14 protein-coding genes are annotated in these 15,368 nt (G+C 61.8%); 5 read left to right on the forward strand and 9 right to left on the reverse strand.

What is annotated here, in order from left to right; all coding sequences use genetic code 11:
• Window positions 1–124: 124 nt before the first annotated feature.
• The 3 genes from C7T36_RS24865 to C7T36_RS24875 all read right to left on the reverse strand — a co-directional run bounded on the left by C7T36_RS24865 (window position 125) and on the right by C7T36_RS24875 (window position 2,573).
• The gene (locus C7T36_RS24865) at window positions 125–937 is read right to left on the reverse strand and encodes an SDR family NAD(P)-dependent oxidoreductase (RefSeq protein WP_045068425.1); all 813 of its coding nucleotides are present in this window, start codon (window positions 935–937) and stop codon (window positions 125–127) included.
• Window positions 938–1,011: 74 nt separating this feature from the next.
• Window positions 1,012–1,506, reverse strand: a complete 495-nt coding sequence (locus tag C7T36_RS24870; protein ID WP_045068426.1) for a nuclear transport factor 2 family protein — start codon at window positions 1,504–1,506, stop codon at window positions 1,012–1,014.
• A 2-nt stretch (window positions 1,507–1,508) separates the two neighbouring features.
• The gene (locus tag C7T36_RS24875) at window positions 1,509–2,573 is read right to left on the reverse strand and encodes a zinc-binding dehydrogenase (protein ID WP_045069630.1); all 1,065 of its coding nucleotides are present in this window, start codon (window positions 2,571–2,573) and stop codon (window positions 1,509–1,511) included.
• Between the two features lie 153 nt (window positions 2,574–2,726).
• Here C7T36_RS24875 and C7T36_RS24880 point away from each other — a divergent pair, with 153 nt between their 5' ends.
• A complete protein-coding gene (locus tag C7T36_RS24880; RefSeq protein ID WP_045068429.1) occupies window positions 2,727–3,311 on the forward strand; it encodes a TetR/AcrR family transcriptional regulator in 585 nt (194 codons plus the stop codon).
• 11 nt (window positions 3,312–3,322) lie between these two features.
• Here C7T36_RS24880 and C7T36_RS24885 read toward each other — a convergent pair whose 3' ends face one another.
• On the reverse strand, window positions 3,323–3,892 hold the full coding sequence (locus tag C7T36_RS24885) for a TetR/AcrR family transcriptional regulator (protein WP_045068431.1): 570 nt from the start codon (window positions 3,890–3,892) through the stop codon (window positions 3,323–3,325).
• An 87-nt stretch (window positions 3,893–3,979) separates the two neighbouring features.
• Here C7T36_RS24885 and zapE point away from each other — a divergent pair, with 87 nt between their 5' ends.
• On the forward strand, window positions 3,980–4,927 hold the full coding sequence (gene zapE / locus C7T36_RS24890) for a cell division protein ZapE (protein WP_045068434.1): 948 nt from the start codon (window positions 3,980–3,982) through the stop codon (window positions 4,925–4,927).
• On the opposite strand, the gene C7T36_RS24895 is transcribed toward zapE, so the two are convergent.
• The 5 genes from C7T36_RS24895 to kstD all read right to left on the reverse strand — a co-directional run bounded on the left by C7T36_RS24895 (window position 4,905) and on the right by kstD (window position 11,668).
• The gene (locus C7T36_RS24895; protein WP_233364017.1) at window positions 4,905–5,729 is read right to left on the reverse strand and encodes a PE-PPE domain-containing protein; all 825 of its coding nucleotides are present in this window, start codon (window positions 5,727–5,729) and stop codon (window positions 4,905–4,907) included. The two genes, zapE and C7T36_RS24895, sit on opposite strands and share 23 nt — an antisense overlap.
• Window positions 5,730–5,903: 174 nt before the next feature.
• On the reverse strand, window positions 5,904–7,079 hold the full coding sequence (locus C7T36_RS24900) for a serine hydrolase (protein ID WP_045068437.1): 1,176 nt from the start codon (window positions 7,077–7,079) through the stop codon (window positions 5,904–5,906).
• A 169-nt stretch (window positions 7,080–7,248) separates the two neighbouring features.
• The gene (locus C7T36_RS24905; protein ID WP_045068439.1) at window positions 7,249–9,006 is read right to left on the reverse strand and encodes a cholesterol oxidase substrate-binding domain-containing protein; all 1,758 of its coding nucleotides are present in this window, start codon (window positions 9,004–9,006) and stop codon (window positions 7,249–7,251) included.
• Window positions 9,007–9,060: 54 nt separating this feature from the next.
• Window positions 9,061–9,918, reverse strand: coding sequence for a MaoC/PaaZ C-terminal domain-containing protein (locus C7T36_RS24910; RefSeq protein ID WP_045068442.1), 858 nt, complete (start codon window positions 9,916–9,918; stop codon window positions 9,061–9,063).
• A complete protein-coding gene (kstD, locus tag C7T36_RS24915) occupies window positions 9,908–11,668 on the reverse strand; it encodes a 3-oxosteroid 1-dehydrogenase (RefSeq protein WP_181317512.1) in 1,761 nt (586 codons plus the stop codon). Before kstD ends, C7T36_RS24910 begins: the two co-directional genes overlap by 11 nt.
• A 115-nt stretch (window positions 11,669–11,783) precedes the next feature.
• Between kstD and C7T36_RS24920 the strand changes: the two genes are divergently transcribed.
• Genes C7T36_RS24920 through dmpG form a run of 3 tightly spaced genes read left to right on the forward strand, consistent with a single transcriptional unit; the run spans window position 11,784 to window position 15,360 of the window.
• Window positions 11,784–13,415: an FAD-binding protein gene (locus C7T36_RS24920; RefSeq protein ID WP_045068446.1), complete on the forward strand. Its 1,632-nt coding sequence runs from the start codon at window positions 11,784–11,786 to the stop codon at window positions 13,413–13,415.
• A gap of 2 nt (window positions 13,416–13,417) precedes the next feature.
• Complete coding sequence (locus tag C7T36_RS24925) at window positions 13,418–14,320, forward strand: acetaldehyde dehydrogenase (acetylating) (protein ID WP_045068448.1); 903 nt, start codon at window positions 13,418–13,420, stop codon at window positions 14,318–14,320.
• Window positions 14,317–15,360, forward strand: coding sequence for a 4-hydroxy-2-oxovalerate aldolase (dmpG, locus tag C7T36_RS24930; protein ID WP_033232497.1), 1,044 nt, complete (start codon window positions 14,317–14,319; stop codon window positions 15,358–15,360). The genes C7T36_RS24925 and dmpG overlap by 4 nt, the downstream gene beginning before the upstream one ends.
• The last annotated feature ends 8 nt before the right edge of the window (window positions 15,361–15,368 follow it).

Below are 15,368 nucleotides of genomic sequence, written 5' to 3' on the forward strand. Positions count from 1 at the left end.
GCGGGCAAGGCATGCGCTTGCTCGCAGCGGCGAGTCTGCACCATCACCCGGGCCTTGCCGCAAGCCCCGGGGTACGCGATATGGTGAAAGGGGCGGAGGTTCGAGGGCCCGGAAGTTCGACGATTCAGTGCCGAGCGGTTGCGGTGTCCGTTCTCGCGGTCCCTCGACTCATGGCCAGAACCGCGTCACGGCGGTCGATGCTTCCGAACGGTGACCCGCCGGTCGGGTTCTCACTTCCGAACAGCCAGGTGGGTCCGTCGGCCAGATGGTCGAGAGCTTCCCGGGCAACGTCGGCGGGATCGGCAAGGTCGGCACGCGATGTGGCCCGCGCGCCGAGTGCACGATGGAGAGATGGGGTGTCTGTTGCGCCAAGCACGAGGGACAGAACGTCGACGCCCTTCGGATGCCATTCCGCCCAGAGACTTTCGGCGAGAATGAGATCGAATGCCTTGGTGGCGCCGTACGTGGCGTGTGTTGCGCCCCCGGCCCAGGCTGCTCCGGAGGTCAGTAACACCACGGCGCCCCGTCCTCGGGCGACCATCGGCGCGCCGAAGCGGTAGGTGGCCTCGAGCACGCTGGTGCAGTTCCGATGAACGAGAGACAGATGGTTGTTCAGATCCTTGTCGAGGAATTCGGCGCTGTAATCGTCGCTACCGGCGTTGTACACAAAGAGTCCGACCTCGAGATCGGCTGTTATCCGTTCCAGTTCGGAGATTGCGGCCGGAGCGCTGAGATCTAGTGCAACCGTGCGTACTTCGACATCGTGCTGTGCGCGGATGTCGTCGGCGAAAGATTCCAAGACGGGCGCTCGCCGGGCGACAAGAACGATGTTCACGCCGCGAGTGGCCAGTTCGTGAGCGAATGCGGCACCAACCCCGTCGGATCCGCCGGCAATGATTGCCCATGGTCCGTACTTCTGCGCGAGATGTGTTGGCATTGTGTGATTCCTTTCAATGTTGACTCTGTTCGACGTGTGTGGTCAAAGCGCGAATTGTCGTGCTGGTGCATCGCTCACGTCGAGGGCGCCAGCATGTTGCGGTGCTCGGGTGTCCCGTCCAGGTTGGCATTGATTCGCTCGACGGTTCGCCAACCCTCAGCGGTGCGCACCCACCGCCAGGTGTTGGCCGAGACGCGAGCCACCCAGAAGCGGTCCGCGTCACTGTCCCAACGGATGTTGAGTGCGTAGTTGCGTCCCGTCGCGTTGTCGCCGTCGATCTCGATGTGCGGTGCGGTCAATACATGACCGCACCCGTTGCGGATCAGGCTCTGGTGACCGTCGCCGAGCACCATCTCGGCGATTTCTTCTCGCCCCTTCATGTGACGTTGGGGGACGGCGTCGAAGGTGCCGTCTTCGGTCCAGAGTGCCGCAGCAGCCGCACCGGAACCACTGTCGACGGCCGGACCGTACTGCGCGACGAGTTGCATGATCTCGACCTGGTCTTCAAGAGCGCGAACTCGGTTCGTCAGATTCGTCACCGCGGTCCGAAGGTCTTCGTTCTCAACCATTTTCACACCTTTCCAGGAATGACGACTATGCGTGCCGGACCGTTGGCGTCGCGCGACGCATCGAGTGCCTCCGCGACTTCGTGGAGCCCGACCGTCCGTCCGAGCATCGGGCTGATGTCGACCTCGCCGGAGCACACTGCGTGGAATGCTTCGTCCCAGTGGGCCGGAAGTGGGCCTCCGCCGAATTGGATGTTGAGGCCCTTGCGCTTAGCGGTGAGCGTGTGGAGGTGATCGCCCTCCGGCGGTCCACCGGAGGAGAATATCCTGGTTCCACGCTCACATCCTTTGATGATTGAATCGAGAACACCTGGTATTCCGACACATTCGAAGATGACGCAGCCTGGTAGTGCGGCTATCGCCATCATGTCCTTCGTTGTATCCGGCGATCCGTGTGCCACATCTCGCCAGGCTTGGTACGGGGAGATTTCGGCGGGATCTATGACAGCGTCGGCCCCCATTGCCATCGCGGTCTCGCGGCGAGAGGCAATGAAATCCACGGCAATGATCGGGCCGATTCCGAGACGTTTGAGGTTCGCAATCGTAGAAAGGCCGATGGCGCCGCAGCCGATGACCAGCGGAACCTCGCGGGTACCCATCTGTGCACGTGCTGCTGCGGACCATCCGACCGAGAGTGCGTCGGCAACGCAGATCACCTCGCTCGGAAGGTCCGAGCGCACCACGCGTGTAATCGATTCGTCGAGGAGTAAGAACTCACCGAAACCGCCGGGCGATTCGGGATTCTGCCCGATGATCTTGCGGCCCAGGGGTGTGGCGAGCACCGGGAGGGAACTTACTCGGGTGCCGACGGGGATTCGCCGGTCGGTGCCGGGTCCGTAGTCGACGACTTCGGCGCAGTATTCGTGGCCCATGACGATGTCGACGTTCTGATCGTACGTGGACATTCCGCTGTTGTCGTGGATGCCGGCGTCCGGGTTGTCCATGAAGTGAAGGTCCGACGCACAGATTCCGCAGGCCAGCGAACGAACAAGTAATTGGCCGGGGCCGGGAACCGGATCGTCGACCACTCCGACGTCTACGGTGCCTTCTCGCAGTACTGCAGCGCGCATTCGATTCTCCTCCGTGAATATGTAGTTCTCATTCTGTGGGTGAACTGTATCCATGGATTGGCACTTACGGAAGACTCTCTCCTGTAAATCTAATAGAGCAATATCTCCTGTAAAGGCGCTGCGCACTTGCCGGCGGTCACTACACTCACTGGCATGTCAGAACCTCATCGCCGTCTGGGGCGACCCCGCGACATCAGCATTGACGAGCGAGCTCTCGAGGCGACGCGCGCACTCTTGATCGAACGAGGCTTCGAGGCGACGACGATTCAAGCCGTTGCCAGTCATTCGGGCGTGCATTCGTCGGCGATCTACCGCCGATGGTCGTCGCGGATCGAGTTGATCGAGGAAGCGGCGTTCCCTCGATTCACCTTTGCCGGCATCGTGCCGAGTGGGGATCTTCGACGCGACCTTCGCAGGTTCATCCGTGCGTACGTCGCGGCCTTCAGTGCGCCGGCGGCGCGAGCGGCCGCTGCGGGGCTACTTGCTCATCACCAGAAGCCGGATCGCGATGCGCAATCAGAGGTATACCCGAGGATGTCGGTGCGGCCGCTGTTCGAGGACATTCTGCGCGCCACAGCTCCCGGAAGTGTTGATCCCGCAGTCGATCCCGACGACGCCTTCGACATGCTTCTCGGTGCAATTCTCACTCGCACAGTGGTATTCACGCCGACGTCGAGGCAGCGTCCCATTGAGCGCACGGTCGAGATGATGGTGCGATTGTTACGCCCGGTCGACTGAAGGTCCCTTCGCTAGCGGGCGCCGCGCAGATACGCATCGATCGGGATCCTCAGTTGAAGAACGGATTCCGACGATTCGGCGTGATGGGTCTGGGTTGATCTCGCTCCGATGCATCGATCGAATATCAGTCCTTCCAGCAAGCTGACAAGATCGGCTGCCGCACTCTCCGGATTCTTCACGCCGTGACGTACGAAGATCTCTTGCGCTTTGGCTGTGGAGAACAAGCTTTGCGCCAGGGCGTCATGCAATTCGCGATTGCTTCGAGTCTCCAGGAGGAGCGCGTATCGGGCGATCAACTCGTCGCGGCGACGGGACAGGAGGTCGCCGAGATATCGGGCGATCAGAGTGGCCGGATCGGAATTCGTCTCCAGTAGTTCGTCGAATGTCGATCGTGACCGTTCGACGATGTGCTGGACTGCCGCGGCCAGCAGCGCTTCTCGAGTTCGAAAGTAGTACGAGGTTGAACCCTGCGGGATCCCCAGGGCGGCGTCGACAGCGCGATGAGTCAATGCCCGCGGGCCGTGTTCAGCGATGATCGTGACAGCGCACGCTCCGATGAGGTGTCTGCGATCTCCAGTCATGCCTATCCCGTTCTGCGTAGTGCGGATCACGTTGACTTGGCTCCGAGCCGGTCTCTAGCCTCAACTCTACAGATGTAGAGGAGAGTCATGCGACTGGACGAAGAGCAGTTGTCGGCACGTGCATCACTCGACGCCCTGCGGGCCCGGATTGCGATCGGCGGCATCGGGGGTGGGATCTACCTCTGGGGTGGTGTCGGACGTGGAAAGACCATGCTGATGGACGAGTTCTACGACAGTGTTCCAGTGGCGAAGCGGCGCATTCACTTTCACCAGTTCTTTGCCGATCTGCACACCCGTGCGCACAGTCTCGGGTCGATGGGCGAGGCGCTGGATCAGGTGGTCGCCGGGATTCGGCTGCTGTGCTTCGACGAGTTCCACATCGACGACATCGCTGACGCACAGTTCATGGCGAGAGTTCTGGAGAACATTGTCGCGAAAGATGTGACTGTTGTTGTCACGTCCAATGTTCCGCCGTGCGATCTCCTTCCCAATCCACTTTTTCACGATCAGTTCGTGCCGTCCATCGAGTTGATCGAGAGGGTGTGGGAGGTGATCGAGTTGGGTGGAGCGGTTGACTACCGAATGCTGGGGGAACCGCGTCAGCGGGATCGACGGTTCGCGTCGGGAGTTTTCCACTCGAGTGCAGGCACCGTTGACGGTGAACCGGTCGAATTAACAGTGGGGTCACGCACATTGATGTGCTCTGCGCTTCGCGACGGAGCTGTCTGGTTCGATTTCGATGTGCTGTGCGGTGGTTCGACGTCGGCGGCCGACTACCTCGATCTTGTCACCCGCTTCGATGAATGGGTGATCCACGGTGTGCCGATCCTCAGCACCGCAACGGAATTCGCAGTGCGGCGTTTCGGGAACGTCGTCGATGTTCTCTATGACGCCGACGTGCGGTTGACATTGTTCGCCGAAGGAGGCCTCGAGGACGTAGCCGGCCACCTTCGTGACGCCGCGGGGCTTGCCCGGCTCTTCAGTAGGTTGTCGCTGCTTCAGTCGATGGGGGTCATGGTGCGGTCAGAACAGTAGTCAGCGCGCTCGACAGTGCTGCCTTCACGTATGGCGTGAGATTCTCGACGAGCCGCGACGCGATCGCGGTGGCTACCTCCGCCGGCTGTAGCGGAACAGCCGGTGATTCGGGAAGGCCAGGCTGCGGCGGCGGAGTGCTGTTGGTCATCATCGGCTGATACGTACCGTGTTTCGTGAAGTAGCCGAAAACCGAGTCCACAAACTCTTCCGGTGCATCGCGTGGTTTGGGCATGTTGCAGATGCCGTCTCCTTCGATGCATACCTCCTGGACGGGAATGTCGCCGAAGCCGGCGCGCGTCCCGGACATCGTTGCACCGGGAACAACATTCGGGATCACGGTTTCGATGCCGCCGTGAGAGTTTCGCGGGTCTGAATACAGGACGCCGGTCACCTGGGATTGGGGAATGGACCCGTCGCGGGCGATGTCACCGAGAACGTCGCCTGCAATCCGTGCACCTTGGGAGTACCCGGTGATGACAACGTCGCTCCCGGGGCACTGGTTGTGAAAGGTATCAACTTCAGCATGAAGTGCTTGGACGCCCACAGCCACGCTGGCGTCGTAGGTCTGGTCGCCGAGAGGCCAGAAACTAGCGGGGTAGCTCACGGGTTTTGCGACGTATCCCTGGGCGGCATAGCGATCGGTGACGGGTTGTGTGGTCTGGCCGGTCGGGTCCCAGGTTCCACCAACTGCGAATACCGCGCCGGTCGGGCATGAGTTCGGTGATGCCGTCGCAGCATTGGCGGACAGCAGCGCGGTCCCCAGGGCGAATGTGCACACCACTGACAGCGAGTATTTCCTCATCGGGCCGTCCCAATCCATCTTTTGCTCTCGTAGCTCCACTGGGAAGCTCGCGGTCCGACGCGGGTTGTTCGGTACTGAGCGCAATGGTGACGGTGTGATGAGTCCTGGAGGTATTCCTCAGGTAAATACGACGTTGCCAGTCACAAGAATGGCAGTGACAGAGAAAACTCGATCTTACGGCCCTGGCACCTGCGGCGGGTTGTCCGGAACCATGACAGCACCGATGGTGTTGCTGATGGGGACAGCGTTGTTGCCGTTGGCGTTGGCTGTGGGGCCGAGAGTGGCATAGATGACAATGGTGGTTTCGGACTTCGGTTCGTAGAGTGCAACACCGTTGTATCCGCCGTACGACGGGTTCATGACAAGCCACCCGTCGAGGTGCGCCGTTCCGAACGTGAAGAACTTGTCGTCGGTCAGAGGTCCGAGACCTGCGGTTGTCGGGGCCATCTGTTCGTCGAAGACTGTGTCGGAGAGCAGCTCGCCGGTTCCGAGGGCGCGAACCCATTTCCCGACGTCGGTGACTGTCGAATTCATATTGCCGCTGTGTAGGAAGGCTGTGGGATTCCAGAACGTCGAGTCCTCGAAGACACCGCGTTCAGTGGTGTAGCCGTGCAGGACGGGATCCGGGATTTGCGGGTTGAGCGCAACCCGACTGTCGGTCATGCCGAGTGGGTCGAAAATACGCTGTTGCAGTAGGTCACTCAAAGATTGCCCGGCCGCCTTCTGGACAACTTCACCGAGCAGGGTCAGGTCGCTGTGTGAGTAGGCAAAACTCGTTCCGGGCGCGAACAGCGGTGGACGGGTGTTGGCGAGATCGAGGATTTCCTGTGCGGTCCACCCCAGGATCGGGTTGGCGTAGAAACGCTTCTCGAATTCGGGGTTGGTCACGTAGTCGGAGATTCCGGTGGTGCTGTTGGCGAGCATTCGCGGTGTGATCTGGTCGGAACGCGGAAAGCTCGGTTCCCACTTGGCAATCGGTTCGTCGAGTGGGAGAGTGCCGGACTCGTCGAGTTGGAGGAGGACGGTCGACAGCATCGGTTCCATGGGCTGTCCGACGCGTAGTTGCATATCGGTTGTTGCTGGCACGCCGAGTGGGGATTCGCCGACAGCGCCGGTGACCACGTTGGTGTCACCGCGCCACACCCCGTACACCGCGCCGCTGAGGCCGAGTTCGGTGACCTGGGTGCGGACAATGTCATCGATCTTCTGTGATTCGGGGCTGACGGTGCTGGACGCGGGACTACTCGTGCCAGTGGTGGTGTCCTCGTTGGATCCGCAGGAGGCAAGAGCTGTCACGGCGAGTGCAATCACGGCCAATCGAGTTCGTCGCTGTCGCGAGATGGACTTCATCGGTGGCGATCCCTTCGTGTCCTCAGCGGAAAAGGATGTCGCAATTGACTGAATCTACCGCGACCGAACAGTGCTCGTCGCTGAATTAAACGGGTGGAGTCAACAGAAAAGCCCGGCACCTTCGTAGAAGGTGCCGGGCAGTGCTGATCGAGGGCTTGTCGGCCGAAAATTACGGAAGTAGTTGGTCGAGGAAGGTGTTGCTGAAGACCTTGTGCGGGTCCAGTGCGTTGAAGGCGGCGTTGGCAGTGTCCCAGTTGTCGCTGGTGGGGACGCCGTCGCGGTAGGTCTGGGGGAGGGCGTTTTCGATGATCTGCGTGTCGGTGTACGGCTTGTCGGAGCTGAATGCCCAGCCCTTGGACCATTCAGGGCGGAAGGTGGCGTCGTTGTTGTTGTAGTGGCCGCGCATCCATTGCTCCATTTCGCGGTAGAACGCGAACATGCCGGGTGTTCCGGGGACTCCGAGGACGTTGAGCCAGATGGCGGTGTCCCATTCGGGGTGGTCCGGTCGCGGACGCATAGCGGAGATCGTGGGGGCGCCGGCGGATGCGACTTCGACGTCGGATGACTCGTCGAGGCCGCAGCATCGGATTTCGACGGGTCCGTTGAGAGGGAATTGCCCGATGGAGCGGTAGTACTCCATGCGGCCGTTGAACCACTGCGTGAAGTCGTGGATGACCTGGCCGATGTTGGCGCGGGACGTGATGACGGCGCCACCGCCTTCGGTCAGTCGCAAGGTGGTGGCCCGGATGTAGAACTGAACGTCCTTGGACCATCCCCATAGGTCGTTGGCGAAGGTCGCGGCAAGGCCGGCGACGGTGGTGGCGTACATAATCTGCCCGAATGCGGGTGCGATGCCCGGGTTTCCGGAGTTGATCTGTCCGATCATGTCGGTGATCGGTTCGGGGAGGTTGTCGGAGAAGATGTAGTTGTACGGTCCGGTGACTTCGCGGGAGAAGCGAGGCTTTTCAGGAGCGAGGGACCACACCTTCATCCACGGGCGTTCGGTGAAGGGGTACCAAATTGCCTCTGCGCGACCGTTTTCGCGGACGAACTTCTCGAAGGTACGTCCGGAAGCACCGCGAGCGCCGAAGAGTTCCTGCCAACCGATGTCCGTGTGGCTGACGCAGCGCATGCGGTAGTTGGGCGCAGCCTGCAGTGTGACTGAGGTGAGGAAGGTGCGGCCGAGGTGAGTCAGGAGTGGCTTGATGGCGGTATCGGCCCGCGAGTAGGTCTTCAGTGCGTATTCGTTGCCGTTCCAGACCACTGCGGTCAGGGAGGTGACGAGGTTGGAGAGTGAACCGAAAGTTTGTCCGGGAACGTGTGCTTCGCCTTCCGCGGGAAGGGCTGCGCCGTGGGCGTCGACGGCGAGGCAGCCGGCGATGGACAGGACGCCGGGCGCGGGGAGATTAGCGAAGCCAAGGCCCTGGGCCTGAAGTGCTGTGGTGATGGCGTCGAGGGTGGCACCGGGTCCCGCGGTGACCGTCGCCGGTGACCCGCCGGCGTCGACGTTGACCCAGTTCAGATGAACCATGGTGTCGGCGAGAATGACCTTGTCGATGGAAGCGCCGTTCACCACGGTCAGGGGTGTCCAGCCGTGCATGGCTCCGCGGGGCCGGATGGTGTAACCGTTGGCATGTCCCCAGTTGGCCAGGCGTACTACGTCTTCGGGTGTCTTGGGAGCGCAGGTCCAGATGGTGTCGAGCATGATCTCTTTGGACCAGTTCTGGTATGCCTGCTGGTAGAGCGCGATGCCTTCCGGGAAGGCCGGGGGTGCAGCGAGTGTGGGTACTTGTCCGCCACTGGATCCGAACGGAATTGCGTAGGCGGGGGTCCAGCTGCCGGCAAGGGCGGTGGCGGCGACTGCGCCGGCTCCGGCGGCGAGGAATCCTCGTCGGGACAGTCGGGTTGTTTCGTCTTGGGCCGTCATCTTCGGGCTGCTCCATCGGGGGTTGGGAACTGCAATGAGTTCGACAGGTGAATCTCAGGCAAGAGTGAGAACTACGTCAGCTAGGGCGGGGGCGTCGCGCTCTGCGACAGATGCGGAGATCAAGAGTTGCCCTTCGCCTTTCCAGATTCGGATGCTCAGGTTCTCACCCGGGAATACCACCCCGGCAAAGCGTGCACGGAACCCGGCCACCTGCGTGCTGTCGCCGTCGAGCATTGTGTCCACTGCGGCCTTGCAGACCATTCCGTAAGTACACAGTCCATGCAGGATAGGCGCTGGAAAGCCTGCAGCGGAGGCGAATTGCGGATCCGAGTGCAATGGATTGCGATCGCCGCACATGCGATACAGCAAGGCCTGCTGCGGAAGTACCGGTATCACGACCTCACCGTCGGGCCTGTGATCAGGCAACGGAATCGACTCCGACGGCCCGCGCTGCCCGCCGAATCCACCTTCGCCGCGCGCGAAGATCGACGAACGGGCAGTCCACAACGGGTTGCCCTCCACGTCGACGGTGACTGATTCCTGCACGATGACTGCAGCTTTGCCCTTGTCCCAGATCTCGGCGATCCGAGTTGTGGTTCGTCCGGTGCCGCTGGCCGGAATCGGCTGATGGACCGTGACTTCCTGGCTTCCGTGAACAACTTTCGCGAGATCGATCTCGACACCGGGGAACGAGACCTTCGGTGCTTGGGTGGCGTGAAAGTTGGCCGCGACGGTGGCGAAGGTGGGCAGCACTTGTGGCTTCTCGTCGTCGAGGTATCGCAGTTCGTTCGGATCGAGCGGACGAGCCCCAGCGCCGAGCGCCAGGTGGTAGTGCTGCACGTCCGACGGCGTCCACGAGAACTCCTGTGGCGCAAGCTCTGCGCCAAGTGCGACAGAAGGATCAATTGGCATGATCGACCGCCGTGTTTGCAGCCTCGGAGGCCTCAGGGGTCTCAGGGGTCTCGGCGGCCGTTGCGGTTTCTGTGACCTCGGCGGTCTTCACGCGCTCTGCGATGTCCAGCACTGCCAGGTAGCCGAAAGTCATTGCGGGACCGATGGTCGCGCCTGGTCCGGCGTACGTGTGACCCATGACCGGTGCGCTGGCATTGCCTGCGGCGTAGAGACCCTCGATGACGCTGCCGTCTTCACGCAGTGCTCGGCCGTTGACGTCGGTGCAGATTCCGCCCTTGGTACCGAGGTCGCCCGGAACCATCTTGATGGCGTAGAACGGGGCCTTGCTGATTTCGGCGAGGCTCGGGTTCTTCAGTCTCGGATCGCCGTAGTACGCGTCGTAGCCGCTGTCGCCGCGCCCGAAGTCCTCGTCCTTGCCGTTGCGCGCGAAGCCGTTGAACCGCTCCACCGTTTCGGTCAGGGAAGCGACGGGAAGTCCTGTCTTCTCGGCCAATTCGGCGATCGTTCCCGCCTTGACCACGATGCCGGCCTTGAGCCAGCGGCTGGGGAAGGGGGACCGGGGAGTGATGCCGGCAAACGTGTAGCGGTTGCGGTAGCGCTGATCGAGGATCATCCAGGTCGGGATGTTCTCGCCGGGGCCTTTGCCCTGGCCGTACTCGCCGCCGTACATCGCATGCGTTGCCTCGACGTACGGCGCCGCCTCGTTGCCGAAGCGCTTGCCCGACAGGTTCACCATCATGCAGCCGGGAAGAGTGCGCTCGGACAGGGCGAACCACGGTCCACCGGTGAGTGGGATGGACGGGCCCCACCAGGCGTCGTCCATGAAATCGACTGCGGCGCCGATCTCTTGGCCCGCTCGGATGCCGTCGCCGGTGTTTGCCTTCGCGCCGACGGTCCATTCGGTGCCGATGGGCCCGCGCTGGTACTTCTCACGCATTTCCTTGTTGTGCTCGAATCCGCCGGAGCCCAACACGACTCCGTGGCGAGCACGGATGACCTGAGCTTCGCCGTCGACGAGAACATTGACGCCGCGAACCACGCCGTCTTCGGTGTAGAGGGACGTCAGGGGTGTGTTCAGCAAGATGGGAACACCGGCGGACTGAAGGCCGAGTCGAATGCCGGCGACGAGTGCCTGGCCGCGAACCAGCAGATCCTTCTTGGTGGCCTTGGCTGCGAGGAATCGCATGCCTACCTTCATGGCGCGCAGAGGTCCGCGAGGATTGCGCATCAGCAGGTTGAGCCACTTGTAGTCGGCCTGGGTGATGACAAAGTTCTTGGGTGCCTTGACGTAGTCGGGTTCGAGATTCTTGCGATCGGCACCCAACTTGTTGCCGTCGAAAGGGGTGGGCTCGACACTGCGTCCACCGAGGCGTCCACCGGGAGCTTCCGGGTAGTAGTCGGAGTAGCCGGGTACCCACTGCAGTTGGAGCGGAGTGTTCTTCAGAACGAACGAGAGCATCTCGGGCCCACGCTCGAGGTAGGTGTCGATGCGCTCGGGAGCGACGACGTCGCCGATGATGCTGTGCAGGTAGGAACGTGCGGCATCGGGTGTGTCGGTGACACCGTCTGCCTGCAGTGCCTCGTTGTTGGGGATCCAGACTCCGCCACCGGAACGGGCGGTCGATCCGCCGTAGTGGGCGGCTTTCTCCACGATGACCACACTCAAGCCCTGATGGGCTGCGGTCAAGGCCGCTGTCATACCTGCGGCACCACTGCCGACGACGACGATGTCGTATTCCTGCTTGCTCATGTAGAACACGTTATAGAATGATGGGGGTGTCAGTCCATGCTTTCTGCCAGGAAGTATTTACGAACGTTGCCTTCGATAACGAAACGCGTTGCAGTAAAATTGAGGATGGTGCAGTGTGACCTGGGATACTTCGGTTGATGTCCTCGTTGTCGGATTCGGCGTGGCGGGGGCAAGCGCCGCACTCGAAGCGGTGGCGGCCGGTTCATCGGTGATGGCGATCGACCGGGCATTGGGAGGTGGCGCCAGCACCATTTCCGGTGGAATCTTCTATGCCGGTGGCGGCACCGCGATTCAGAGAGAAGCCGATATCGAGGACACTCCGGAAGCCATGCTCGCGTACCTGAACCGCGAGGTCGGTGATGCGGTGACGCCCCAGACCTTGCGTCGGTTCGTGGAGGAGAGTCCGGCGACAATCGACTGGCTGCGCGGTCACGGTGTGCCGTTCGAGGCGTCGCTGTGCCCGTACAAGACCTCGTATCCGAGCAACAAGCACTACCTGTACTTCTCGGGCAGCGAATCGGCCGGCGGGTTCCGGGACATCGCCAAACCTGCTCCGCGTGGGCACCGTGCCAAAGGCCGAGGAACGTCGGGGAAGATGCTCTACGGCCCGCTTGCGAAGTCGGCCCAGGCCAAAGGTGTGCGGTTTCTCGGTCAGACCCGAGCAGATCGGTTGATCATCGAGGACGGCCGGGTGATCGGCGTCGAGGCGCTGACGCTTCGGGATGCACCCGCCGGGGTCCGGCGGCGTCACGCTGCGCTCAGTTCGATTTCCGCCAAACCGGGTGTGTATGCGCCCCAACTGCGTTCGATTGTCGACGCCCAAATCAGCAAGATCGAGAAGAAGTACGCCAAGAAAATCCGCATAAAGGCGCGTGGCGGCGTGATCCTCAGCGCGGGTGGATTTGTATCCAACCGCGAGATGATGCGCACTCACGCACCCGCGTACAAGGGTGGGATCCCGCTCGGCACGTCGGGCGACGACGGCAAGGGAATCAACCTCGGAATCGAGGCGGGCGGCGCCACCGACAAGCTCGGTAACGTTTCCGCATGGCGGTTCATCGTCCCGCCCAGCGCTTTTCTCGGTTCGATACTGGTGGGCGAATCCGGAGCGCGAATCGTCGACGAATCGCGTTACGGTGCGGCGCTGGGGCAAGCAATGGTCGAGAAGAGCAACGGAATCGGTTGGCTGCTGGCGGATTCCGACCTCGTTCGTGAAGCGAAAGCGCAAATCCCCGATCAGTCCATGTGGTTTCAGCGGGTGCAGACCGCCGGCATGATGCGTACCGCAGTACACGGCAACACGATTGCCGAAGTGGCGCACAAGGCGGGAATCGATGCAGCCGGCCTGTATGAAACGGTCGATGCGCACAATACTGCTGCGGCGAACGGTCAATCCGATCCGATGGGCAAGCCGTCCGACTTCATCAGACCGATACTCAACGCCCCGTTCACGCTGTACGACGTCTCGATCAAGCCCAACATGATGAATCCGTGTCCCATGCTCACACTTGGTGGATTGGTGGTCGACGAATCGACCGGCCTGGTGAAAAATGAAGCCGGGGAATCAATCCTGGGACTCTATGCAGCCGGACGCACAGCCGTCGGTATTTGTTCCAATTCGTATGTGAGTGGCTTGTCGCTCGCTGACTGTGTGTTCTCCGGCCGTCGCGCCGGACTTCATGCGGCCACGGTCACCGCGATGGCCCGTTTCAGTTCACCCCCCAGCTTCAGCTCATCTAGGGAGTAGTCATGACCAAGGCAAGTGTGGCGATTGTCGGGTCGGGAAACATCAGTACCGATCTGCTGTACAAACTGCAACGTTCGCAGTGGCTGGAGCCGCGGTGGATGATCGGAATCGACCCGGAGAGCGAAGGATTGGCGCGCGCCGCCGCGATGGGGCTCGAGACCTCCGCCGAGGGGGTCGACTGGCTGTTGAATCAGGCGGAGAAACCGGACCTGGTATTCGAGGCGACGTCGGCCTACGTTCACCGTGACGCGGCTCCGCGTTACGAGGCCGCGGGAATCCGCGCTGTCGACCTCACCCCGGCTGCTGTCGGCCCGGCGGTAGTTCCTCCGGCCAACCTCCGCGAGCACCTCGACGCGCCGAACGTCAACATGATCACCTGCGGCGGGCAGGCAACTATCCCGATCGTGTACGCGGTATCTCGTGTGGTGGAAGTGGCTTACGCCGAGATCGTCGCCTCCGTTGCATCACTGTCAGCCGGACCGGGAACCCGCGCGAACATCGACGAGTTCACCAAGACCACCAGTCGCGGTATCGAGACGATCGGCGGCGCCCAGCGAGGCAAGGCGATCATCATTCTCAATCCCGCCGACCCGCCGATGATCATGCGAGACACCATCTTCTGCGCCATCCCCGAAGATGCAGACCACGCCGCGATCACCGACTCCATTCATCGCGTCGTCAAGGACATCCAGCAGTACGTGCCGGGCTACCGGTTGCTCAACGAGCCGCAGTTCGACAAGCCGAGCGTCGTGTCCGGCGGATATGCAACGGTCACAACGTTTGTCGAGGTCGAAGGTGCAGGCGACTTCCTGCCGCCGTACGCCGGAAACCTCGACATCATGACGGCGGCAGCCACCAAAGTGGGCGAGGAGATCGCCCAGAAGCTTCTGAGCGTGAAGGCATGAGCGACATGATTCACTTCGATTCGAGCTGGGACATCCGCGTCACCGACACCTCGCTGCGCGACGGTTCCCATCACAAGCGTCATCAGTTCACCCTCGAGGAAGTCCGGGCGATCGTCGGTGCCCTCGACGGAGCCGGTGTGCCGGTCATCGAGGTCACCCACGGTGACGGTCTCGGCGGGTCCTCCTTCAACTACGGCTTCTCGAAAACGCCCGAGCAAGAACTCATCAAAGCTGCTGTGGAGACGGCAAAAAACGCAAAGATCGCCTTCCTGATGCTGCCGGGGCTGGGTATCAAGGACGACATCGTCATCGCTCAGGACAACGGCGCGTCCATCTGCCGTATCGCTACTCACTGCACCGAGGCGGACGTCTCCATTCAGCACTTCGGCCTTGCTCGTGAGCGTGGACTCGAGACCGTCGGATTTCTCATGATGGCTCATTCGATTCCGCCGGAGACGCTCGCCAAGCAGGCGCGCATCATGGCCGACGCCGGTTGCCAGTGTGTATACGTGGTCGATTCTGCGGGTGCTCTTGTTCTCGAGCAGGTGTCCGAACGGGTCGAGGCGCTGGTCCAGGAACTCGGCAGCGACGCTCAGGTCGGCTTCCACGGACACGAGAACCTCGGTTTGGGTGTCGCGAATTCGATTGCCGCCGTTCGCGCTGGGGCCAAGCAGATCGACGGCAGCACCCGCCGTTTCGGTGCCGGTGCTGGTAACGCGCCGGTGGAGGCGTTTGTCGGAGTCTGCGACAAGATCGGCGTCAAGACCGGTATCGACTTCTTCGCGATAGCCGACGCCGCCGAAGATGTTGTGCGACCGGCCATGCCGCAGGAATGTCTACTCGACCGCCAGGCGCTGATGATGGGCTACGCCGGCGTGTACTCCAGCTTCCTCAAGCATGCTGAACGTCAAGCTGAGCGGTACGGCGTGTCCTCTGCCGAGCTACTCGTGCGCGCGGGGAAGCGCAAGTTGGTTGGCGGACAGGAAGATCAGCTGATAGATATCGCGTTGGAGCTTCAGCGGGAGGCCGCCGCGTCGTAGACTCGGTG

It is taken from the genome of Rhodococcus sp. AD45-ID, from assembly GCF_003023755.1.
In the GTDB taxonomy this organism is placed as follows: Bacteria; Actinomycetota; Actinomycetes; order Mycobacteriales; family Mycobacteriaceae; genus Rhodococcus_F; species Rhodococcus_F globerula.

Excerpts from the sequence above, each read along its gene's own strand:
- C7T36_RS24865 (WP_045068425.1), bottom strand. The coding sequence starts at position 937 with ATGCCAACACATCTCGCGCAGAAGTACGGACCATGGGCAATCATTGCC.
- C7T36_RS24870 (WP_045068426.1), bottom strand. The coding sequence starts at position 1,506 with ATGGTTGAGAACGAAGACCTTCGGACCGCGGTGACGAATCTGACGAAC.
- C7T36_RS24875 (WP_045069630.1), bottom strand. The coding sequence starts at position 2,573 with ATGCGCGCTGCAGTACTGCGAGAAGGCACCGTAGACGTCGGAGTGGTC.
- C7T36_RS24880 (WP_045068429.1), top strand. The coding sequence starts at position 2,727 with ATGTCAGAACCTCATCGCCGTCTGGGGCGACCCCGCGACATCAGCATT.
- C7T36_RS24885 (WP_045068431.1), bottom strand. The coding sequence starts at position 3,892 with ATGACTGGAGATCGCAGACACCTCATCGGAGCGTGCGCTGTCACGATC.
- zapE (WP_045068434.1), top strand. The coding sequence starts at position 3,980 with ATGCGACTGGACGAAGAGCAGTTGTCGGCACGTGCATCACTCGACGCC.
- C7T36_RS24895 (WP_233364017.1), bottom strand. The coding sequence starts at position 5,729 with ATGAGGAAATACTCGCTGTCAGTGGTGTGCACATTCGCCCTGGGGACC.
- C7T36_RS24900 (WP_045068437.1), bottom strand. The coding sequence starts at position 7,079 with ATGAAGTCCATCTCGCGACAGCGACGAACTCGATTGGCCGTGATTGCA.
- C7T36_RS24905 (WP_045068439.1), bottom strand. The coding sequence starts at position 9,006 with ATGACGGCCCAAGACGAAACAACCCGACTGTCCCGACGAGGATTCCTC.
- C7T36_RS24910 (WP_045068442.1), bottom strand. The coding sequence starts at position 9,918 with ATGCCAATTGATCCTTCTGTCGCACTTGGCGCAGAGCTTGCGCCACAG.
- kstD (WP_181317512.1), bottom strand. The coding sequence starts at position 11,668 with ATGAGCAAGCAGGAATACGACATCGTCGTCGTCGGCAGTGGTGCCGCA.
- C7T36_RS24925 (WP_045068448.1), top strand. The coding sequence starts at position 13,418 with ATGACCAAGGCAAGTGTGGCGATTGTCGGGTCGGGAAACATCAGTACC.
- dmpG (WP_033232497.1), top strand. The coding sequence starts at position 14,317 with ATGAGCGACATGATTCACTTCGATTCGAGCTGGGACATCCGCGTCACC.